Genomic DNA, 22,444 nt, shown 5'->3' with positions numbered 1-22,444 from the left:
CGCATCCGCTCCGGCCACCCCATTCAGGTGCGCCGAAGCGGATGTTCCATGATTAGGCCCGCGGTGCCACCCGCTCCAAAACACCCTCCATCACCTCCACCGCCACCGGCGTCGCCTCGTGCAGCAAAAGCACATCGCCATCGCCTACCTCCCTGGTGATCGCCGAGACGATCTTCCTCACATCGCGCTCAACCGTATCGAATCCTCGTCGCGACCAAGCCACGACCTCTAGCCCCAGCTCGGAGGCAAATGGATGCGTGAAATAATTCCGATGTCCCACCGGCGCACGATACCACCTCGGCCGCTGCCCGGTCACCTCTTCAATGGCTCGCTGGCAATCCACAATTTCCCGCCGCGTCCGCCACGGCCCAGCACACCACATCGTCGCCTGGGGGTGCGTCATCGTATGGTTCCCCAATTCATGACCCCTCGCCACGATCTCCCTCGCGAGCTCCGGGTGCTGCCGGACTTTTTCCCCAATCACGAAGAACACCGCCTTCACCCCATGTTGATCCAGCCGATCCAACAAAGCCGGCGTATCCACCGGATCCGGGCCGTCATCAACCGTTACCAACACCCCTTCCCCCTCCACCATACGGGCAGTCGGACCGAATAATTGGGACCCGGGCAAAAACGTTCCCCACACCCAAAGCAAACCGGTGCCGAGAAAGAGCAACACCTCCACCACCCCCCCTCCCGTCTTCCATCCATACGCCAGTGCCGGCAAATGAACCAGGACCCCTGCCAGCAAACGCGCGACCACTCCAACCCATCCCTGCACTCTCATCAATCGACTCCACACCCCGCCCACCAAGCCCACTCCCACCTGCAGGCTCAGAAAGATCACCGTCGCAAGCGCCACTCCCCGCACCCACCCCCCATCTGGCAGCGACAGAATCCAGATCGACCAAAGGCCGAGCAAAATCGCCACCTTCCAAAACCCTCCCGCCGGCCGAGCCCCACCCGGCAGGACCGCCACCGCGTGCAATGCCAATCCACTAACTGGCAACACCCCTCCCCATGCCACCCACGGCCCGCCGAGACGCCACAGCGCATCCAATACGGCCACCACCACCACTGCCGGAATCACCGCTGCCAACACTGCAAACTCCAAGCGATTCAACCCCTCACCCTGTGCCCGCAATTTTCGCTCACCACGAAAATCCTCCCGCGGACCACTCAGCCGCCAAAACAACGGCGTCGCCGCCCGTGTGCTCTCCGATTGCAGCCTTCTCACCCTTCGCCTCCCTTTCCATCTCGACGCAAAATCGGCTCGAAAACCGCCCATTGCGCCCAATCTCGACGCACCTGCTCATAAACCGCCTGCGCCCAAGGTTCCGCGGCCGATTCCCGTCCCCGCACCCGAGGAGGCAACTCCAACCGCGGCAACACCTTCACCCGATAGCGCCGCCAGCCATCACGCAGAATGAATAGCGGATAAACCGCAGCTCCGGAAATCCGAGCCAACATCAAGGGCCCTCGAGGCAGGGACATCATCAATCCCGGCTCCACTTCCACATCCATCCCCGACACCTCAAATACGACCCGGTCTCCCTGAATCGCAACCACCTCTCCCTCCCTCAAAATCCTCGCCAACTCCACCCCCAACATCTCCCCTCCCAAATTATAAAGGGTCCGAAACTGCGGGTGCCGGGCTTCCTTGCGCCGCAACTCCGCCTCACGAATTTTCTGCATCTCCGGCTCCCGTTCCGGCGCCCTTACCGCCCAGACCGTCCGACCAAATTGCCCGGAAAACAACGACGCAGCCATGTCGTAGTTGCCCATGTGGGCCGTGAGGATGATGCAGCCCTCTCGCGAATTCGCCATCTCACCGAAATCCGCAAGACCATCGATGGCCCAATCCACGGCTCCCGTCCCGGTCTCCACCCGCATCGCGTCCACATACGTCGCCGCGAAATTCCAAAACACCCGGTAAGCGCCCCAACTCCTTCGCCATCGCGACCACCCCGGAAACATCGCCCCCAGATTGCCTTCCACCGCCTGTCGCTGACTTCGCGCCACCCCAAAAAACACCGCCGTCCACCCCGCTAACAGCACCGGCTCCAAGAACCACGGCAGGGATTTCAGGGCGTGCGCCAACAGCCGGGTCGGCAGGTCACCAAAGACCCCCACCCGTCGCCATCGCGACCGCGCACCGTCCCTCACGCCACTGCCCGCTCTAGCTTGCTCTCCAATGCCGCAAACGCAGCATTGTCCATCACCGGCACCTTTCCCACCTCCCAGCCGACGGGCGGCTCGGGGATCTCCACCCAACTCCGGCAACCGCCGTACTTCTTTTCATAGTCAAAGCTCCACGCCTCCATCAAGCGACTGACCCGCACCAGAGCCACATGGATGCTCCCGGCCGACATCCCCTTGCCTTCCCAATCGAAGCGCTGGCGCACCGTCTCCTCCGTCCAAATATGCTCCCCAGACAACGCCTCCACCTCTGCCCAGTTCGTCAAGGTCCGCGCCCACGGCACCGTCACGTGATAACCAATCTCCACCCGGTCTCCCACCTCCCACTCAGGAGCCACCTTCACCTCTCCCTCCCTTACAAACTCGGATTGATTGTGAAATCGAGTCGGGAAAAGAAAGAACGACTCCTCTGCAAAACGGAAACCCTCCCGGCCTTCGTGGATCCCACCCTTCCGTAAAATGATCGCCTGGCGGCCCGATGCCAACGCATCACAGACCACCTGCCATTCCTTAAAACCCTTTGCCATGCGCGGAACCTAGGCTGACCGCCTAGATCCGCTCAAGCGATCAAATCGTCTGTCGCAGCTTCACGTCAGCAACTCGATCTCCGGCACCGCCTCATCGTCACTCGTCGCTCCCTGCCCCGGCAATGGCGGAGGCTCGCCCGCCAACACCCCGTAGTGGTCAAGACCCTCGAAAAGCCCCGCCAACCCCGACTGCCGGCACTTCACCAACCGTGGCCGCGAACGGAATCGCCGCAACACCTCATCCGCATTCGCTGCGATCGCCGCCAGATTTCGTCCGCGCACCATCGACGCATCATTCCCATACATCCCGTAGCAATAGATACTCGCCGGATCGATACCCCATTTATACTCAAGGTACCGCAAAGCCACATCCTTCCCCGAGCGCACCGGTACAATGTCAACATACGCATTGGCAGTCATCATCACCTTGCCCGACACACCACGCTCCCGCAGATGCGAAACAATCCTCGCCATGTCAGGCCCACCCGCCTGATCCCGGAAATAAGAAACCTTCAAATCATGCTGATTCTCTTCCGGTTGCAACTCCAACCCCTCGAATTCCGACAACGCATCCAATACCTCTTCGCGCTTCCAGCGATGACGCACCTGCTTTTCCCACACCTCATCCCGCACTCGGGCATTGCCGTAACGGATCGAAGCCCCCAAGCCCGCAATCACAAACGAGGGCTTCGGCATCCCCAACCGCTCGATCACTGCCCAGGCATCCTCCGATGACAATCCAGTCGCAATGCCAAGCCCCAATCGCACCGAGTCGTCGATGGGATCGAACAAATGATGCCAGCGCTCGATCAGCTCATGAGGCTCGTTCTCAAAATTCGGCGGAAGATCCATCACCAACCAGCGGTCCGCCTTTGCCATCACCTGGCGGGTTCCCTGATGCCACGACCGCGGCTCAGACGGCAGCACCTTCTGCAGCTCCTTCAAATACCGATCCACATGCGCATCCCACGAATAGTGCTCGCGGACCCGCTTCTCTCCAAGTTCCGCCAACTCTCCGTGCCGATCTGGATTCGCAAGGATTCCTTCAATCGCTCGACCAATCGCATCGCTGTCCAACGGGTCCACCAATTCGCCATTCTCACAGTTGGCCAAAATATCCCGTGGTCCGCCATCATGCGTCGCCACCAATGGAAGCCCCGCGGCGGATGCTTCCAACAACGTCAAACCAAACGGTTCCGTGTAGGCTGGATTCACAAACACCCCCTTGCGCTCGGCCGCCCATCGGTAAAATCCAGCCACCTCCTGCGAAGCATGCTTCTTCGGCACCGCACACACCCCGTAAAGGTCCAAATCATCCATCAAACGCAACAGCGCGTTCCACACCTTTCGCCCGCCCGCGGGGAGATCAGCGAGAGTTTCTCGGTTCCCTCCCACCACGATCAAATTCGCATGCTCACGAAGCCATGCATTTTCACCAAATGCCCGTACCAACCCGACCAGATTTTTCCGCTCATCCGCCCGCGCAATCGCCAAAACCGCGGGCTTCGATGGATCCCGGAGAAAACGCGACAACTTGGCGTCTACCGCCGCCATCACCTCGGGATGGCCCTCTCCCTCAAAGCGACTCAAGTCCACCCCTGGGGGAATCACTTTCATGCGATCCGCCGCATACTGGTCATACATCGCATACTGCTCCTCGACCTCCTGGCGAGTGCTCGTGCACACCATCGATGCCGCGTCCAAACTCAACTCCTCTGCCTCGATCCGTGCCGCCAGATTGTAGCGCTTCTCGATATCCTCGCCCACGGATCCACCCTCGATCAATCGCTCCCGTTTGACCCGGCCGAGCGAGTGCCCTGTGAAAACAAAAGGGCAACCTAGAACCGCCGCCACTTGCCGCCCGACGTAACCCGCATCCGCATAATGCGCATGGACCAAGTCCGGAACCCGCTTCTCCCGCCGCAGCCACGCCAGCGTCCCATCCACAAATCCATCCAAATGCCGCCACAAAACCTCTTTCCTCAAATACCTCCGCGGCCCCGCTTCAATCCGGCAAATATCCCCGGAACCCCCCAGCAACTCGCGATCCTGCGCATAGTCCGCTGAAACATTCCGGTCGAAAACCTTGCGCGTCACCAGCGATACCCGCCCCACCTCCTCACGCCGGGCGAGAGCTTTCACCAACTCCAGCACGTAAAGACATTGCCCTCCGGTATCCGGATCGCGACCCAACTCCAAATTCGCTCCTCGGATCAATCCATGCACCGAGAAATGAAGAATATCCAGTTTCCGCTTCATGCGCCTGCTTGGTTGAAAACTCCATAATGCTCCCAGCCTTCCAGCACTCCTGCCGCGCAATGACCACGCGCCAGAAACACCGACTTGCCGCGGACTGCTTCCAACAACTCCGGAGCGGCATTCCCCACGGCAATCCCGCGAACGCCCGGCTCCAACAACAAGAACTCATCATTTCCCGTATCCCCTGAGGTCACCACCTCATCCGTTCCCATCCCCACCTGGCCACATAGCCAACGCAGCGAGTTCCCCTTGTTCGCCGCCAAAGGCAACACATCCAAATCTCGGCCCGAAGAATACACCACCTGCGCCTTCACCCCGGCGGCTCCCAAAGCTGCTCGCAAATCCGCCAACTCCTCGGCGCTGGCTCCGTCCCAAAACCAACTGCTCTTCCAAGCATGTTGCTGCTCCGGCGGCTGGGTCCGAATCTTCGAATTCGCCGCCACCACTTCATCCACTCGTCTTCGATCCCAACCCTCATCGAGCACTCGCGAAAAGGATTCCAGCATCTCCCCACGATGCACATCGTAGATCATCGTCCCCACCCCGCCGATCACGAAATCCGGCCGGGGTAAGCCTTCCTCCTCCGCCACCTTCAGCGCGTCCTCCAGCAATCTTCCCGTGCTGAACACCAACAGCGGCCTATCCTCATTCATCTCCTCCCAGACGGCGCGCAGCTGCCGGGTCGCCTCCGGGACCCCCAAAAGCGTCCCATCGATGTCCGAACACAGCATCCGGACGCGTTTCTTCTCGTGCATCGTGCCGACCCTAGCAGATGAACTCGATCTCTCAAACGAAAGCTTCCCGACCCTCCGCCAGCAACAACCCACTTCCCTCGCAAGTCCAAGGGTCCAAGCGCGGCGGCGCGGAAATGTTGCGCGAAACTCCCCGCGTCATGCGCTCAGAAAGGGGCGGGTCCCGGCTCTCGATCTCGCCTGACCCAGAGGACCTCCAGACTCCAATTCGCCGCCTCCAAAAAATGAGGCGGGCCATGGCTGAAGAGCCATGACCCGCTGCTGCATACGTGGGTTGATGTAAATGAAATCGAAGCGCTCGCTTACTTCTTCTTGCCCGGAGTCACCTCAACAAGGCCAACGTCGATGTACTGGCCGCCTTGATTTTGATGGCAGTGCACCGAGATCAGGTTGCGACCCGGCTTAAGCGCCGCTTTGGCCGCCTCGGAAATCTCAAAGATCTCGTAGTTGGTATTGAACCCACCCAAGGTCGCCGCGGACACCCCATTGATGAAAATCTCGGCATCTTCGTCGTGGAAAACCCAGAGCATGAGGTTTTCAGGCTTCACCGTGCTCACCTGCACTTCGCGGCGAATCCAAATATCCCCAGTATTCCACTTCGTGCGGTTCTTCACATTCGGGGTGCTGTCGCTGCCGAATCCAGCTGTTCCCTTACGCCAGCCCTTGTCGTCGAAGCCCGGCTTCATCCAGTCATCGGCCGGACGTTCCAGCGTGTAGTTCCATTGAATTCCCGGCTTGGAATCACCCGCTTCCACCACCGGAGTGATCACTGGCGGAATGTACTCAGGAAGCGGAGCCCACTGGGTCGCCTTGGTCACGTCCCGTGACGCATACTTATTCCAAACCTCCTCATCGTAGAGGCCACGCAAGAACACCCCACCGACCACCGGCCGCGCCGTGAAGCCCTGCTTCTTGGCCGTCGAGGTGTAATACCAGTCGGTCATCGGGGACCGATCCGGCGTGTGGTTCAGGAACTTGAACACCGGCCCCAGCAAGGCATCGAAGTCTTCGCGCTTCTCGGTCAGAGTCGCGGTCCACAAAATCCAGTCGAGCTTCGTGTAGTCCGAGCGGTTATCCAGCGGCAGACCATACTCATTCTGCTTCGACTTGTAAAAAGCCATCTCCGTCTCAAACACCGCCTCCGGGAACAACCCGAAGTCCAAAATGCGATCCCAAACGAGGTTGTACTTCTGGCTCCACGTGTCCGGACGGTCAAAGGCAAGCCGGTAGTGATCCCCATCACTGGCTTCCACCACCCATCGCTCGGCAAAGCGCTTCGCCGTTTCAAGATAGGTTTTCGCCTTCGCCTTGTCGCCGCGCATCTCGCAAAGCTTCGAGAACGAAGCCAGACCACAAATGGCCTTGGCACTGAGGTTCACATTATGCGCGAGGTGCCCAGCGAAGTCGTCGGTGCACAGTTGGTTTGGCGGATCAAAGCCCTCCTTGCGAAGATACTCCGCCCACTGCTCGAGGCGGCTCCAGTATGGCTCCGCAAAACTTGCGTTGCCTTCCATCTGCGCCACGGCGCCAAACAGAATCAGCAGATTGCCACTCTCTTCGACGGGCATTTGATTGTCCTCCGTCGCCTCACCACCGCCATAGACCTGGCCATTGGCGAGCGGGTAGGTGCCGAGATCGTGAGGCGCAAACGGGAACTTCCAGCGATCACTCATCGCGTATTCCATGAACGGAACGATGAACGACTTCGCCACCGTCGGTCCGAACATCAGAAACTGCGGCGCCATCGGATAAAACACGTCCGACGTCGCAATGCACCCATTCGAATGGTTCTCCTTTGAGAACTGCAACGGCTGCCCGTTCGCGTCGGCTACAAACTTGCCAGCCGCAAAACACTGCCGGAAGGCCAGCGAAGAGAGCTTGGCATAACGAACCCCACCCATCTTCTCCAAGTCAGCGAACAACTCGCTGTCGAACGCCTCACAACGCTTCTTCAGCGACTCATATTCCTTCGCAGAAGCCACGAGCAAATCGCTCGCTTCCCATCCATCCTTGCGCCAATAGGGCCGCAAATTGCTGTGGTTGAACTGGATCGAATACAAATCGTCGTAGGCCACCATCAGCCATGTGGAGGCCGTTTCCGCTCCCACCTTCAGCGGCTTCAGCGAAATCCCCGCACCCGCTTGATCGGCATGCTCCGACTCACCCTGGTTGCCCGTCGAACGCAAATCCGATGCGGCAAAAGCAAACGCCAGTTCGTTCGGCCGAGAAAACGCCGTCGATTCCGTGGCAGATTCCGGCGCGGAAACGTAGAGATAGCCCCAGTCAATCCGCAGGTCGTCGCCCTTTTTACCAAGGATACGCTGCTCCTTCGAGCCCATCTTCAGCACCGTCAGACCCTCGTCAGCCCCTCCTTGCCACTCCACGGCTTGGCCCGGCTCATTCACCGTCAGCTCCGCCGATGCTCCAAAGAATACCGACACCGTGTGCTCCTTGCCATCCGTCGATCGCACATCGTACGTCAAATACGTCACCGGCCGGGATAGCAACGCCATGTCCTCGGGCAACGCCGGAGTCATGAACGTCAGATCAATCTCCACTCCGTCACCCCTGAACCCATAAATGGTCCGAGTTGGAAAGACCTCAAGGTCCGTCTGCTCCATCGCAGGCACCGACGCAGGCGAGGCCCCCATCAAGCGATAGGATTTCCCATCCACCTTCACCAAGCTGCTCAACTGATGACGCCGGCCAGTCCAGTGGGTCGTCTCAGCACCCGCCAACTTATCGGCTGGGGACCAAATGCTGAAATAAGGATCACACGCGATCAAAGGCGTCGCGGGCGGAATAAGGGTATCGGGATCCGCAGACACCTCGCGTCCCGAGGCGACACCGGCCACCATCGAGGCAGCAGCGGCAGCGGAAAAAATCAAATTCTTCATGATGACGTGGTTGGGGCACCGGATCCGCGTCCGGCGGGCCCAACCACAACGCCCGAATCCTCGTCACGCAAGGATCCCAAGCGTACACGGATGCACCACTCCATATCGAATTCCCACCCTTCGGGAAATCCCGGAGTCGCGCAACTCCAAGACGTTAGAGGTCGATCACCACCGTCGGCAGCACCACGACCTCCACCACCTCATGGCGATGCCCGTCCAATCGGATCAACCGATCCCCATAAACGTAGAGATTCCCCCCTCCCAAATAAGGCATCCCCGGGAAGAGATCCGCGCTGACCGGCACCAAGCCTGCCATCCACACATCGTCCAGCACATATCCGGGCTGCAACTTCGACTGCCAACCCGGAGGCAAGCGCTTGCCATCACGCATCCGCTTCGCAATCCCCGGCGGCAATCCCCCATCGCGACCTTCGTAGCCTCGAAAATAGCTCACCACCCCTCGGCGCTCCGTATCATTGAAGCGCACCACGGATACCGCCGGTCCTTGATGCCCCCCCTTTTTTCCCTTCACCTTGCCCTTCGGCTGAACCTTCGCTGCCCCCTTGGCCGCGCCCTTCTTCTTGTTCGCACCCGGTCCGCTCTTCTCGGAGGCGGGCGGAGGGCCACCTTTGCCGCCCTCCTTGTTGGGCTTCGCCGATACCGGACCGACAAACATCGCCAGCGAACTCGCCAACACGACCATGGAATGAATCTTTGGTGTTTTCATTGCTCACCAATTTCCCCCCACATCGCAAAAATCTCTATGGGATGATTGCACGAATGAACGGTGCATTGCGCACGGTTTCACAGCTCCATCGGTCCGACCATTCGCTCAGGCCGAACCCTCCGATCGAACACATCCTCAGAGATCCCCGCCGCCAAGGCTTCCTCCCTCAATGTCGTGCCATGGGCGTGCGCTGCTTTGGCAATAGCCGCCGCCCGGTCATAGCCAATCTCCGGCGACAAAGCCGTCACCAACATCAAACTCCTCTCGACCAAGTCATCAATGCGATCCCGATTCAACTCGATCCCCTCGACACATCGAACGCGAAAACTCGCCACCCCGTCCCCCAGCAATCGGATCGACTCCAACAAACAAGCAATCATCAATGGCTTGTACGTATTCAGTTCAAATTGACCCTGGCTCCCTGCCATCGTGATCGTCGCATCATTTCCCATCACCCGCAGGCACACCTGAGTGAGCGCTTCGCATTGCGTCGGATTCACCTTCCCCGGCATGATGGACGATCCCGGTTCGTTGGCGGGCAAACGCAGCTCACCGAATCCCGACCTCGGCCCGGATGCCAACAACCTCAGATCGTTGGCAATCTTGAACAGTGATCCCGCAACCGTCTTCAACGCACCGGAAAAAAACACCACCGCATCATGGGCCGCCAAGGCCTCAAACTTGTCCGGCGCAGTACGAAACGGCTCACCGGATCGCCTCGCCAACTCTTCCGCCATCCGCTCCGCAAAACCAACCGGCGCATTCAACCCAGTCCCCACAGCCGTCCCTCCCTGCGCTAAGAAATACAAACCCTCCATGGCCTGCATCACCCGCCCCACCCCGGCCTCCACCTGCCTCTGGTAGCCCCCAAACTCCTGGCCCACCGTCAGCGGAGTCGCATCCTGGCAATGTGTACGACCGATCTTCACCACCTCGGCGAAAGCCCGCGCCTTCTCCAAAAGCGCCTGCGCCAGGGCCTCCAACTCCGGTAACAAATGCCGCTTCGTCGCCTTCACCGCCGCCACATGCATCGCCGTGGGGAAAGAATCATTCGATGACTGGCAGCGATTCACATCATCATTCGGATGCACCATCGCTCCATCTGGATGCAGCTCACGCGCCCGATACGCCAGCACCTCATTCACATTCATGTTCGTCTGGGTGCCAGAACCCGTTTGAAAAACTTTCAGCGGAAAATGATCATCCCAGCGCCCCGCCACCACCTCGGTCGCCGCCTGACGAATCGCCTCAGCCACCTTCGGGTCTAGCCCCGACAGCTCTTCGTTGACCGTCGCTGCTGCATGCTTGATCTCCGCCAATGCGCCGATCACCTCCAAGGGCATTCGCTGATCTCCGATCGGAAAATTTTCCAACGAACGCTGCGTCTGCGCGCCCCAAATTCGGTCTTCACGCACCGCCACATCCCCGAGACTGTCTCTTTCAATCCGCTCTTTCATGGAACAACAAGCCCCACATCAGGGCATCCGTCCAGTCGACGCCTCGCTGCTCCATCAATCAAAAGAACCGATCAATCCGGATCCACCTTCTGATACTGCTCATCGCTCACCTTTTCCATCCACTCGACCACTTTGCCATCCAGGGCTTCTTGGATCGCAAGATGGGTCATCGCCGTTGCGGGGCTCGCGCCATGCCAGTGTTTGACGCCCGGAGGAAACCAGATGACATCACCTGGACGAATCTCCTCGATCTCCCCACCTTCGCACTGCACCCACCCAAGCCCCGACGTCACGATCAGAGTTTGTCCGAGAGGATGAGTGTGCCACGCGGTTCGTGCCCCAGGTTCGAAAGTCACACTGGCCGCTGCCGTTCGAGCCGGCTCCTCCGGCTGAAAAAGCGGATCAATTCGTGTCGTTCCCGTGAACCATTCCGAGGGTCCTACAGCAGAAGATTGCGTTCCATTGCGGGTAATTTTCATCGTCATTGAAGATAGTAGAGAATTCTGAGAATCGAAATCGGGAAGGTCGGGAGATGCGGCTCTTGCGACGCGATCGGCCGTCAGCGATCCTGTTGCGGCTGCCGCTGCCAAAACAAATTCCCGTCGCGAAATCGTCTTCAAGCTACCGGGTTTCATTCCGACCCAACCGTAATGAGCTTTTATCCGTTACCACCTCACTTCAGGTGCTCCGAGAAAAAGGCGTCCAGCCGTTCAAAGGGAATCTTGTCCAACCGATCATAGAGATCCACATGATTCGCCCCTTCGATGATCACCAACTCCTTCGGCTCAGCCGCCGCCTCGAAGGCGCTTTCACTGAAATATCGCGAGTGCGCCTTCTCCCCATGGACCAACAATAATGGCCGTGGAGAAATTTCTCGAAGGTACGTCATCAGGGGCAGATTCATGAACGATAGCGGATTCGTCATTGTCCACGACCCATTCGAATTGATCGCCCGCGGATGATACCCCCGCTCGGGATCCTTATAGTAGCCCGCATACTCCACCACAAACGCGGGCTCACCTCCCTTCAGCTCAAGGGACACCGGACCATACTCAGGCTCCCCGTGATCCGCATCCGTCCAACGCTGCCGGCTCAGCTTCTCAAGGACTTCGCTTCGCTGCTCCGTCGTCATTTGATCATCGTAGCCCTTCGCCATCACACGGGACATATCGTACATCGTACTCGTCGCCACCGCCTTGATTCTTTTGTCCACCGCAGCTGCGCTCAATGCCATCCCCCCCCAACCACAAATCCCGAGAATCCCGATCCTTTCCCGGTCCACCTCCTCCAACAGCCCCAACGCATCCACCGCGGCGCAAAAGTCCTCCGTATTGATGTCCGGCGAAGCTACGTGCCGAGGTTCCCCTCCACTCTCCCCCGTATACGAAGGATCGAACGCCAAGGTCACCCACCCTCGTTCTGCTAGAGTTTGAGCATACAAACCCGCCGCCTGCTCCTTCACGGCGCCAAAAGGTCCACTGATCGCGATAGCCCCCCGCTTTCCCCCTCCACCCTCCTTCGGTTGGTAAAGGTCACCCACCAACGGAATTCCGTAGCGATTCTTGAAGGAGATCTTGCGGTGGACCACCCCCTCGCTCCGAGGAAAGGTCTTGTCCCAAACTTCCTCCGCTCCCGCAACATCACCAGCTGCCCATGCGGAACTCACTCCAACAGCAGCCACGAGTGATCGAGTCGTTCTCTTCCATCCCTCATGGCTCTTCCCGGTCCGCGGCAGCGCTGTCGACTCCATCGCCGATTTCCCATCCTCATTGCCCGCCTTCTCGATCGTTCTTGAACTCATGGGGGCCAGCATGCCCCCATTTCTCCACCTCGCTCGCGGGATTCCGCTTACTCTATCGCGATTCTGCTAAAATCCTCCATCCCCCTCCCCGAGTGCATCCGCTCGCGGTACTCATGAGGGCTCCATCCCGTTTCCTTGCGAAAGACATGCGCAAAGTGACTGGGACTGGTATAGCCCACCTCCAATCCGATCTCGATGATCGGCATCTTCGTCTCTCGAAGCAACTCCTGTGCCTTCGAAATTCGGAGCCGGATGAAATACCTGGACGGAGAAAAGCCTGTGCTTCCCTTGAACATTCGGGAGAAATGCGACTCGCTTAGATCGACCGCTGTTGCCAACGCGCCGATGGAAACCCCCTCCTGCAATGCCCCCTCCATCATGCTCAACACACGGTGCAACGGATAGGCAGGCAAAGCCGTCGACCGGTGAGGTCGTGGATCGTTTTCATCCCGGTAGGTCCTCACCAAATGGGCCGCCAGGCTTTGCGCAATTCCATGCACAAACGCACCGCTCGCCCTCGGTTGCAATGTCAATTCCTTACGAAGCATTTCCAGAAATGCCAAAATCGTCGGATCCTGAATGCCATTGAACTCCTTCAATCGAGGAATCCGAGACCCCTCCCCACTCCATTCACGAGCGGCACTGGCAAGGCAATGCAACCCTAGCGTCGCATGCATCACCACCATCGGCTCGGGGGCCATCGCTCGCCACCGCAATTCGTACGGCTCTGGGGAGGTTACCAAGAATAGATCGTTGGGCTCCACCGAGTGCGCATTCCAACTTCCTCCCAACTCACGATCTTCACACAGCACCCGCCCGGAGATCTGCCAGATCAGCTGAGGCTCGGCCACAGCCGGAATCAACATCGCTCTTCCCACGGGAGGTCTCGTATGAATCTCCACGAGCAAATCCTTCCACGCCGCCCCCTCGCCCCGGTGAATCATCTTCCCGGGAAAATGCTTGTGGTGCTCTACCGCGGGAGTGAACCGGCACTCTTCCATCAGGTGGATCTTATAGCGATCCCGGCCTCCCGCAACCGTCCATTACCGGTGCCCCACTCCGCCGGGTGGTAGTTCCCTCACGCTTTCCCCCCCGGGAAAAAGGAACTCTTTCTCTCCGTTCCTTCTCAATCTCCGGCCCACACATGATGATTGGGAGTCTACTTTTTAGACATCTCATGATCGCCACGACCCATTGCCAGACCACCCACCCTCCTGCAAGGTGGTCGACAATCGCATACCTCGATTCCCTCATCTCTCCAAGCAACATCCGCAGACCCTATCCTTTTCCATCCAGGCACCATGATCATGAAGTCAAAGATCATCTTCATTCTAGCAACGGGATGCCCCGCTCTTGGTGCCACCCTCTGTCTCCTTCAAGATCCTCGAATCTTCCCTCGCCACCCACGGTCCAACACCACACCGGACTTCGCGAAATCAAAAGTCAGGCGAATCGAAAGTCCCCTCTCCATGGCGGACGAACCTTCAAGAGTGCAACCCAAAGCCCATCGACACCCCAACACTCCACCCGCAGCTCTCCTTACCGCCGATTCCCTGCCGCCAGGGAACCGCCGCGATCGCCTCCTTCAACAAGGACTCCAAGCATGGAGCTCAAAATCACCCCTTGAGGCCATCGCTTGGGTCGAAAATCGCCCCGATTCCGAGGAAAGGGCGACGCTTCTACTCGCGATCGAAGCGGCCATCTCACAACGGCAGCCCACCCACGATTTGTCACTCGGGATCGTCGATCAAGTTGCCGAAGCCGTGGAACGCCTGTCCATCGATGACTCCGCCATTTCCGAGGTGGAAGCCCTCACCGAAAAGTGGGCCCGGACCGATCTTCCTTCCGCCGCGGCCTGGGCAATCGACCAACCAGACAGCGAGATTCGAGATCACCTCATTCAGCGGATCGCCCTCGTCCGAGCCCACGACAACCCAATGCTGGCCGCCCAATGGGTGGTCGAGCAAATCCCGCAAGGTGCCCAACAAGATGAAGCCATCCTCACCGTCGTCAACCGATGGGGAATGGGGGATCCGAGCGAAGCTGCGCTGTGGGTGGAGACCTTTGCTGACGGTCCCTTGAAGGAGCGCGCCCAAAAGGAACTGCAAGGAATCCGCCAATACCGCTCCACTCCATCGGCTTCTTCCCTCTCCCCAACCCCGGCGACCCCTCCGTCGGTTCAAACACCATGAAAACCAAACCAATACCTATGCCACTTACCCACCATCTAAAGCCCGCTCTTCTTGCCATGGAAGTCGCTTTCGCCATCACCATGCCAGCCCACGCTCTTACCTACAGCCTCGCCAGCGGCAACGAAAGTTGGCCCACGGACAAGCGCAACGCGATCATCGCCTGCATGAATGAAGCCGTCGCGACTTACAACGCCCATGGCTATTTCGACAAACATGTCACCGCCAACTACAATACTGGGGTGCCCACGGCCCAAGCAAGCTACAGCGGTTGGATCGACTTTGGCGGCACCATCGGAACCCGAGTCGCCCTCCACGAGATCGCTCACACCTTAGGCGTCGGACAGTACTGGTCATGGACCGATGGCGGCTGGTGGGGCCCTGCGGCCAATGCGCTGGTTTTGATCTATGACGGTCAAAACGCGGGCATCGGCACCGGCGGAGGACATTTCTGGCCCTATGGAATGAACTACGACAACGAAGATACCAGTGCGGTCGCCCGCGAACGTCACTGCAAACTGGTAGCTGCGATGCGCTGGGACATGGGAATCGTCGTCGATTCCGACAGCGATGGCATGCCCGACGACTGGGAGACCTTTCAATTTGGAAACCTCAATCAAACGGGCACCGGTGATGCCGACAATGATGGCGTGTCCAACCTCGCGGAATACCAAACCGACTCAAATCCAAACGTTGCAGGCCCCGCCTCCGGGAGCAACTACCAGATTCGCTCCGATTTCAGTGGCAAGCTGATCGATGTATGGGGTGCGAGCACGGCCGATGGAGGCAACATCGTTCAATGGGCAGACAACAGCGGCAGCAATCAACATTGGACAGTCACCCACCTAGGCGGCGGTTGGTACTCGTTCACCAATGCGAACAGCGGAAAGGTTCTTGAGACCTCAAGCATGGGACTCAACGACGGAGATAATGTGCAGCAATGGAGTTGGCTTAACAACTTCGGCCAACAATGGCGGCTGACGGGAGGGAGCAATGGCGATTGGCGCATTTGCAACCGTCAAAGCGGAAAAGCCATCGATGTCAACGGATTCAGTTCGGCAGATGGAGCCAACATCCAGCAATGGACAGACTGGGGTGGCCAGCTATGGGAATTCCTCCCGCTCCCTTAATCTCTTTCCTTGGTTGCATCAACGACGTGCAACACCCTCCCTGCGTCTTGTAAGAGCACCGGGGAGGGTGCTGAACCTCTGAAAAACCAGCAATTCCACCACGCGGACCGCAACCCAATTGTAGCATTGCGACATGTCTAAGGGAACGTTCTCGCGATTGCCCGTGACCTCGGACCAAGCCCCAGCACGGTCACCCGAAAAATCCAAAACTACGCCTACCGGACCGCGTGGCGCAAAGCCCCCTCAGCACGGCGCCTTAACGAGGCGCCATTGCGGCCCAATCGTCGAACGATGACCACAGGAGCCAGAAACCCGACCGATCCATTCAAATCCGCAACCTCCATCGCCCTCCCTTCGAGACTCCAGAATCCACACCTGACCGGGTTCATCCGCCCGTCTCATCATGCATCTTCATTCTTCTAGCGTCTCGATACCCCGTCTCGCTTCCACAGGCACTAGCACCACTTCTCGGGTCTGATCCGCAACCTCCGAAATCATGTGCCAGTCTGCGGGCTTAATCGTGAGCGTGTAATCGTTGAACCCTGGTGCGCAGATATCAAACGCATACTCCTTTCGATCCCATCGCCTTACAAGCGTCACCGCCTGCGACTTGTCTGGATACCTCATCACCCTGGTAGGTTCGGTCCCCTTCAGCCCCGGACCAACTTCTTCGTGCCACCTGATCTCGAAATTCACGGCTTGCTTCGAAACCGGATCCATCGCCCGGATGACTTCGGAAAAGAGCGTCGGATAGTAAACGCGGTTCAACTCCTCTTCCGTTCGCTGGTGGTTCCCCCAAGCCCATCCGAGAAAGCCAGTTGCCATCACGAGTCCTACGTAGCCAATTTGCTTTCTCATCATTCCTTGCACAACGTCCCAAGTCCTCTCACCCCTGCCCGAGGGCGAGGCATCGACTGTGGGTTGAGGGTTGAATGGTCATGGCGGATTGAACTTGCGGCGGGGCAGGTGTTGAGAGCGACGCCTTGTTGAAACTGTCGAAAAACCCCTCCCTGTTCCAGCCCGATTTCCGCCCGCTGGCCCGCCCGCTGCTTCCCCGGGACGCGAGCCATGGCACGCTTCAAACCCTACGACTACGCCCAGGGACTCATCGTCCCCGTCAACCTCGAGGAACAGATCGAACCGGGCACGTTCGCGTTCGCCCTCCACCACCTCATCGAGGCCCGCTACGACGACTCCTTCCTCGCCGACGCCAACTACCACAGCGAGCCCAACCTCGAAGCCTGCGCCGCACGTCAGCTCGACGCCGTCATACCCGACCCCAACCACCGCGACCGCGACGAGCGCTACGAAGGCCGCGACCGGCACCTCCGCAAAATCCGCCCCAAGGACAGCGGCCGCTTCGCCGCCGCCGACTTCACCCGGGACGAGGAAGCCGACACCTACCGCTGCCCCAAGGGCCAGATCCTCCGTCGCAAGCCCGGCACCAGCACCTCCACCGGCGGCAAAGGAGCCTTCCACAAGTACGAGATCGAAAGTGACTTCTGCAGCATCTGCGAGTTCCGCTCACGCTGCCTGAGTAAAAACGGAAAACGTCGTACTTTGAGCGTCTGCATCGAGCCCGCACGCCCCAATTGCAAGTCCATGCGGGACAAGGTCGACACCCCGGGAGGAAGGCATCGCTACAGCTACCGCATGGACACCATCGAACCGATCTTCGCCAACCTGCGGCACGCCAAAGGTCTCAACCGCATCCACTACCGCGGACGGCAAAAGGTGGGAGTCATCTGGAACCTCTGGAGCATCATGCACAACATCGGCAAGATCGCCCTCTACCGGCCGGAATACGGCACCGGCGAGCCCGCCACAGGGTGAGGCCGGCATGCCCCGCGGCATCCGTGGCCCCGGCAGGGCGTCACAGGACGCCCATCACGAGGCGCCACGACCCCGCAAGGGAAACGCCCGCCCGGAAATCGAAAACGACGTCCATCACTCAGCACCATCCGAAGGCAACGGTACGACGGGCTCAACCGGGGTTTTCCGACGGTCTCGTTATGCCGTTCTTATTGTGAACTCTAGAAGGTCAGCGACTCCTTGATCTTGCTTCTGACCGTGATCGCGTAGCCTGATGATCTTCTTGGTAATGCTGTCACGCAAGGGCGATGGCAGCGACTCATAAATCGCCACTCGGCTCTGAATCGGTCTGACGATCGACTGACGCAAAGCCGTCTCAGGCTCCGAGATCAGAAGGGACAAGCCCTCATCAACGAAAGTCCAAAACGACTTCTTCTCGAGCACTCGCAGGAAGCTGACTGTTCCGAATGGCGAACTCCTCTCAAAGGCGGAGCGCAACGCCAAAACACCATCAATCGAGAGCAATTGGGGAAGCAGCGGGACAAGAATGGAGCGGAACCTGCGATTCTGGGAAATCAGGGACGCGATATCCAACTCATTCAGGCGATCTGGAGCCGCACTGGCTAAAGCTCTCATACAAGCCTGTTGGGTAGGGCGCGATCCTGAACGAATCCCTGCTAGAAAATGCTCTGCATCCTCTGGGCGTGCATAGTCTCCGATGAAGTAGAACTCCTCACCCTCCTTGGCGTGGTAGATCGCATAGCAGTCCTCTCCGTAGATGCTCTTGAGATAAAACTGACCCCTCTCCCGAAAGCTGCGGTTGGGATCGAGTGCCAAAGAAATCAACTCATCCCTCTCGGGAGTAATCCCAGCATCAATTTGAGTTTGGAATAGCCTGCGACGAACAAATACCGATTTATCGGCCTGAAGACGGAGCTTCTCGTCAGGGGTGATCTCTGAGAACTGAAACTCGCTCAGGAGAAGCAGCCGGTTGAAGGGTTCTGGATCGCCAAGAATCCACGGGCGAAGGTGCCCGTCATCCTCGAATGAAAGCGAAAACAGGAATCTCCGGAACATTGCCTCGAGTCCGAAGAACTGGGCTGGAGTCATCCCTCGAGTTCTCGCGAGCAGATCTCTCTTGATCTCAAGCAGACCGGGGTCGTTCTGGAGCCTATCCTTGCGGGATAGATACAAGATCAGGCGCTGATTGCTGCGAATGGAATCAAACGGGAGGGATCGAAAGTGGGCAAGAACCCAGTCTCCAGCGAGACGCTGCACCTGCGGCACCCAATCCTGTAATCGAAGAAGAATCCGATTCTCATCACCAGGCTCAGCACTAGCAATTAGCGCCCTCAGGCTCTTCTCGCGCGTGTAGCCAGAATAGTCGATTGAGCCGATCCAATTCAGGAGACGTGGGTTAGACTTCCCGAGGGTCGCTTTAGCGTTGTCGTAATGCCACGTTCTCCGCTCGTAATCGTCCCACAGCGATTCGAACGAGAACTCTTCAGTGGCGGGAATGTCTTCATTGCTCGGCTCTGGAGAGGTCGCGCCATGTGTTCCTGCCAAAAATTCTTTGAGACGTCGGAACATCAGTTTCTTGGCATAACGTCAAGGGTGACCCGCCGCCTACAGGCAGCGCCACTCCGCAACAGGGTTAAGAGTTCGAGTAAAGAGGGTCACGCCGACTCGATGCGTGTAGGCGATTGGTGTCCACCCGCTTGTTCTCTGTTTCGTTTGTTTAGCCGCCATACCGTTGAGTGAAATACGATTTCGAAGGTTCTTCGATCAACTGCGCTCTTCCCCACCTCTTCTTTATCTCCATGAGATCAAATCCATACCCAGTAAAGCTCCAATCTGCCGAGCGAGCATGCTCTGGTTGATTCGGAACGTCTGCATCCCAGAGGCAGTATCGAAGGAGAAAGTCCAGAGAAGCAGGATAGACTGCCCGATAAACCGCATAATCATCCGAGTGGTTCTTGATGAACGCCTCGGCCGATGAAGTCTGCTCGCGAAGATCCTCGAGTGATACTGGAGAAGAATCGAACACCATCCCGTCATGCTCGTGCCAGTCATCGAACTGCCTCAACTCCGCAGACGGATAATACAGCTCAATGTGTCTGATGGCACTCTCGATAGAGATCAAAGCATCAGCGACCGTATGACCGTCTCCGCTAAAGATGGTTTTGTCGTGGAACGGCTTCTGACCAACTCGCCACAAGCTTTCGAGAGCAGGATCCATTTTTACAGAGAACGTTTGAGCGCTGGCATCCGCTACCGGGAGTGCCAGTCCGCCTCAGGATAAGGGGTTGTCATCACGGTTCAATCTCCAAGTCGCGGCGGGGTAGCGGGTTGTCCAGCCGCGACTTGTTCTCTCCCTTGGATTCATAAAGTAAGTGCAACACCCGCTCTGAGTCTTGGGAAGGGCATTGGGGCGGGTGCTGCACCTATGAAGAATTACCAGCAACTCAGCAACGACGAACGCTACCCGATCGGGGCGATGAGACGAGTGAAATTCAGCCTTCGTGCGATTGCCCGCGAGCTTGGACGGAGTCCCAGCACGATCTCCCGGGAGATTCGGCGCAACGCCTATCCGACCAATGGCCGATACAAGCCCCTTCACGCATGCCAGATGGCCCGGGGCCGCCGGCGCCGGGCCCGCCAGGGCACGTGCTTCAGCGGATACGTGTGGGAAATCGTCAGGAGCCTCCTCCGGAGGAAGCTCAGTCCGATGCAGGTCTCGGGGGTGCTGAAACGATTCCGGATCGTCTCCATCAGCCATGAGACGATCTACCAGCACGCCTGGGACGACCGCCGTTACGGTGGCGATCTGCACACGAATCTGCGTCAGGCTTCGAAGAAGCGGCGCAAACGATACGGCCAATATGACAGTCGCGGAAGGCTTGCAGGTAAGCGGCCGATCGCGCCTCGGCCAATCGGCGCGGAGAACCGCTCCCGCCTCGGGCACTGGGAAATGGATACAGTGTTGGGCAGCGGCAAGGCCTGCATCCTGACGCTTGTGGAACGCAAGACCGGGTATCTTCAAATCGCCAAGCTGACGGCGCGCACCAAAGAAGAAGTCTTCAAGGCAATGATGCTGCTGACGCACCGCCATCGCCGACGTTACTTGACGATCACTGCAGACAATGGGTGCGAATTTCATGGCGATCGAGAAATCGAAGAGGAGCTCTCGATGCGCTTCTACTTCGCCCCGCCGCACCACTCGTGGGAGCGCGGAACCAACGAGAACACCAACGGTCTGATCCCGGCAGTATCTTCCCAAGGCCACGAGCATGGAGAAGCTCACCCAGGAACAATGCGACTGGATCGCCATCGAACTGAACGAACCTCCGCGCGAGCGCTATAACTTCCGCACACCTAACGAACTGTTCCTATAAACCGCTAGTGTTGCACTTCACTCTTGAAGCCGCGCTTTATTCGATTTGCTACGGTTCCTTTTGGGCTACCAACGCCCGGGCGGTCTCAGGGTGCCGTGGATCAAAGGGAACCATGAGGATGCCCTCTCGGGAATCATGTGAGGAACTACCTCCCATCCGATAAAGAGTCGGAGCAGCAAACTTCAAGTTCGTGAGACCGCCGTTGCGGAACTGCTTTACCACAGATGCCTGCTCCGGACTCCCTGGGCCATAGATCTTGGTCACGTCCCAATCGCAAACCCAGAGGGCATCTTCTAGTGGTCTGGTCTTCAGCTCCCGATTCTCGACGAAGTGCCAAGTAATCCCGATGCCAGCGGCTGTCACCACCAATCCTGTAGAGATTGCTTCCGCAAATCGATGGCGCTTGGTTGGCATCTTATTTAATGGCGAACGTCGATGAACAGCCAACCCGACCCTCATGACGGAGGCGCTGTTCTCGTTGCCGCATGGAACCACCTCCAAGGATCTTCGACAAGGCCGCGGTGAGGGGTCGCCCTGATTCGACTTGTTCGCCTTTCCCCTTGCTAGATTTTCTCGACCGAGCAAGAAATCTCCTCAGCCTTGAAATACTGCATCAGCAGCCCGTCAAGCAGCTTGCCAAGTTCGCCTAAAGAAAAGCCAGCCACCCCGAATGTCATATATGACCCGGGTTCAAGAGAGGCGTCATCTGGAACCGGAAGCTCGTCTAGAATTGATCCCAGCGCCTCATCTGCCGACTGACTGTCCACGTGCTGAAAGTTGATCATGCTCCTATGGAGCTGGATCCACGATTGCGAGCCATCCGATCGAGAAGCATTCACGGTGACACACACTCGAGATCCTGTATCTTCAACCGGGTTCTCGTCCAAGCTCTCGATGTAATTGAGAACGCTCTGGGATGGCATCGTAGTCATGAGTTTCTTGCAGAACGTAAAAGCTGTGGCGACCCCGATAACCCACCGGTGAAGCCATGGACAATCAATCACCTCCCGAAGCTGCCGGCAAGAACGCAACAAAGCCGCTGTTAGGGATCGTCCACCAGCGACTTGTTCGACTTCTTCGGTTTGTGGCGAGCTAGGGGATTTCAATGCTCTAGACTCGGCTTCCCCGTCTTCAATCCCTCCTGCGCTGCAGTCCGGTAGGGACTGCCGCCCCCCTAAAAACGCCATGACCCCATCCCTGTCCGCAGGGATGGGGTCATGGCGGAGGGGGTGGGATGAAATTACGAACTTTTGCGCCGATTTCGTGCCTCGTGGGCATCATTCGCGACACTTGGAAGGA

19 protein-coding genes and 1 pseudogene are annotated in these 22,444 nt (G+C 58.3%); 4 read left to right on the top strand and 16 right to left on the bottom strand.

What is annotated here, in order from left to right; genetic code table 11:
• Positions 1-52 precede the first annotated feature (52 nt).
• From HNR46_RS10065 to HNR46_RS10015, 11 genes are all read right to left on the bottom strand, one after another.
• A complete protein-coding gene (locus HNR46_RS10065; protein WP_184018372.1) occupies positions 53-1,237 on the bottom strand; it encodes a polysaccharide deacetylase family protein in 1,185 nt (394 codons plus the stop codon).
• Positions 1,234-2,166 carry an LpxL/LpxP family acyltransferase gene (locus tag HNR46_RS10060; protein WP_184018371.1) on the bottom strand — a complete coding sequence of 311 codons (933 nt, stop codon included), beginning with the start codon at positions 2,164-2,166 and terminating at the stop codon, positions 1,234-1,236. Before HNR46_RS10060 ends, HNR46_RS10065 begins: the two co-directional genes overlap by 4 nt.
• Entirely contained in the window at positions 2,163-2,726 is a 564-nt protein-coding gene (locus HNR46_RS10055) for a DUF1802 family protein (protein WP_184018370.1), read from the bottom strand. The genes HNR46_RS10060 and HNR46_RS10055 overlap by 4 nt, the downstream gene beginning before the upstream one ends.
• 60 nt (positions 2,727-2,786) lie before the next feature.
• The gene (locus HNR46_RS10050) at positions 2,787-4,985 is read right to left on the bottom strand and encodes an HAD family hydrolase (protein ID WP_184018369.1); all 2,199 of its coding nucleotides are present in this window, start codon (positions 4,983-4,985) and stop codon (positions 2,787-2,789) included.
• Positions 4,982-5,740: an HAD-IIB family hydrolase gene (locus HNR46_RS10045; protein ID WP_184018368.1), complete on the bottom strand. Its 759-nt coding sequence runs from the start codon at positions 5,738-5,740 to the stop codon at positions 4,982-4,984. Before HNR46_RS10045 ends, HNR46_RS10050 begins: the two co-directional genes overlap by 4 nt.
• Before the next feature lie 299 nt (positions 5,741-6,039).
• A complete protein-coding gene (locus HNR46_RS10040; RefSeq protein WP_184018367.1) occupies positions 6,040-8,634 on the bottom strand; it encodes a glutaminase family protein in 2,595 nt (864 codons plus the stop codon).
• Between the two features lie 154 nt (positions 8,635-8,788).
• Positions 8,789-9,361, bottom strand: a complete 573-nt coding sequence (locus HNR46_RS10035) for a hypothetical protein (protein ID WP_184018366.1) — start codon at positions 9,359-9,361, stop codon at positions 8,789-8,791.
• A 77-nt stretch (positions 9,362-9,438) separates the two neighbouring features.
• Complete coding sequence (gene fumC, locus HNR46_RS10030) at positions 9,439-10,818, bottom strand: class II fumarate hydratase (protein ID WP_184018365.1); 1,380 nt, start codon at positions 10,816-10,818, stop codon at positions 9,439-9,441.
• A 71-nt stretch (positions 10,819-10,889) separates the two neighbouring features.
• On the bottom strand, positions 10,890-11,297 hold the full coding sequence (locus HNR46_RS10025) for a (R)-mandelonitrile lyase (protein WP_184018363.1): 408 nt from the start codon (positions 11,295-11,297) through the stop codon (positions 10,890-10,892).
• 194 nt (positions 11,298-11,491) lie between these two features.
• Positions 11,492-12,568 (bottom strand): alpha/beta fold hydrolase, encoded by a 1,077-nt coding sequence (locus HNR46_RS10020; RefSeq protein ID WP_184018625.1) that lies wholly within the window; start codon positions 12,566-12,568, stop codon positions 11,492-11,494.
• Positions 12,569-12,666: 98 nt separating this feature from the next.
• Positions 12,667-13,563, bottom strand: a complete 897-nt coding sequence (locus HNR46_RS10015; RefSeq protein ID WP_221285113.1) for a helix-turn-helix domain-containing protein — start codon at positions 13,561-13,563, stop codon at positions 12,667-12,669.
• A gap of 525 nt (positions 13,564-14,088) precedes the next feature.
• On the opposite strand from HNR46_RS10015, the gene HNR46_RS10010 reads away from it, so the two are divergent.
• Together HNR46_RS10010 and HNR46_RS10005 are read left to right on the top strand one after the other, a co-directional pair.
• Positions 14,089-14,811 (top strand): hypothetical protein, encoded by a 723-nt coding sequence (locus HNR46_RS10010; protein WP_184018359.1) that lies wholly within the window; start codon positions 14,089-14,091, stop codon positions 14,809-14,811.
• A gap of 17 nt (positions 14,812-14,828) precedes the next feature.
• Positions 14,829-15,938 (top strand): RICIN domain-containing protein, encoded by a 1,110-nt coding sequence (locus HNR46_RS10005; protein ID WP_184018357.1) that lies wholly within the window; start codon positions 14,829-14,831, stop codon positions 15,936-15,938.
• A 411-nt stretch (positions 15,939-16,349) separates the two neighbouring features.
• On the opposite strand, the gene HNR46_RS10000 is transcribed toward HNR46_RS10005, so the two are convergent.
• The gene (locus tag HNR46_RS10000) at positions 16,350-16,799 is read right to left on the bottom strand and encodes a hypothetical protein (protein WP_221285112.1); all 450 of its coding nucleotides are present in this window, start codon (positions 16,797-16,799) and stop codon (positions 16,350-16,352) included.
• 207 nt (positions 16,800-17,006) lie between these two features.
• Between HNR46_RS10000 and HNR46_RS09995 the strand changes: the two genes are divergently transcribed.
• On the top strand, positions 17,007-17,771 hold the full coding sequence (locus HNR46_RS09995) for a transposase (protein WP_184018353.1): 765 nt from the start codon (positions 17,007-17,009) through the stop codon (positions 17,769-17,771).
• A gap of 177 nt (positions 17,772-17,948) precedes the next feature.
• Here the strand turns inward: HNR46_RS09995 and HNR46_RS09990 are convergent, their stop codons facing one another.
• Together HNR46_RS09990 and HNR46_RS09985 are read right to left on the bottom strand one after the other, a co-directional pair.
• A complete protein-coding gene (locus HNR46_RS09990) occupies positions 17,949-19,340 on the bottom strand; it encodes a hypothetical protein (RefSeq protein WP_184018351.1) in 1,392 nt (463 codons plus the stop codon).
• Positions 19,341-19,488: 148 nt separating this feature from the next.
• Positions 19,489-19,989 carry a hypothetical protein gene (locus HNR46_RS09985; RefSeq protein ID WP_184018349.1) on the bottom strand — a complete coding sequence of 167 codons (501 nt, stop codon included), beginning with the start codon at positions 19,987-19,989 and terminating at the stop codon, positions 19,489-19,491.
• A gap of 207 nt (positions 19,990-20,196) precedes the next feature.
• Between HNR46_RS09985 and HNR46_RS09980 the strand changes: the two are divergent.
• A pseudogene (locus tag HNR46_RS09980) lies at positions 20,197-21,145 on the top strand (IS30 family transposase).
• Positions 21,146-21,193: 48 nt separating this feature from the next.
• Here the strand turns inward: HNR46_RS09980 and HNR46_RS09975 are convergent.
• Positions 21,194-21,559: a hypothetical protein gene (locus HNR46_RS09975; protein WP_184018347.1), complete on the bottom strand. Its 366-nt coding sequence runs from the start codon at positions 21,557-21,559 to the stop codon at positions 21,194-21,196.
• Positions 21,560-21,708: 149 nt separating this feature from the next.
• Positions 21,709-21,930, bottom strand: coding sequence for a hypothetical protein (locus HNR46_RS09970; protein WP_184018345.1), 222 nt, complete (start codon positions 21,928-21,930; stop codon positions 21,709-21,711).
• Positions 21,931-22,444: the final 514 nt, after the last annotated feature.

The sequence above is a fragment of the Haloferula luteola genome (assembly GCF_014201715.1).
In the GTDB taxonomy this organism is placed as follows: Bacteria; Verrucomicrobiota; Verrucomicrobiia; order Verrucomicrobiales; family Akkermansiaceae; genus Haloferula; species Haloferula luteola.
Note: the sequence above shows the minus strand (reverse complement) of the source record. Positions and strands in the feature narration are given on the sequence as shown.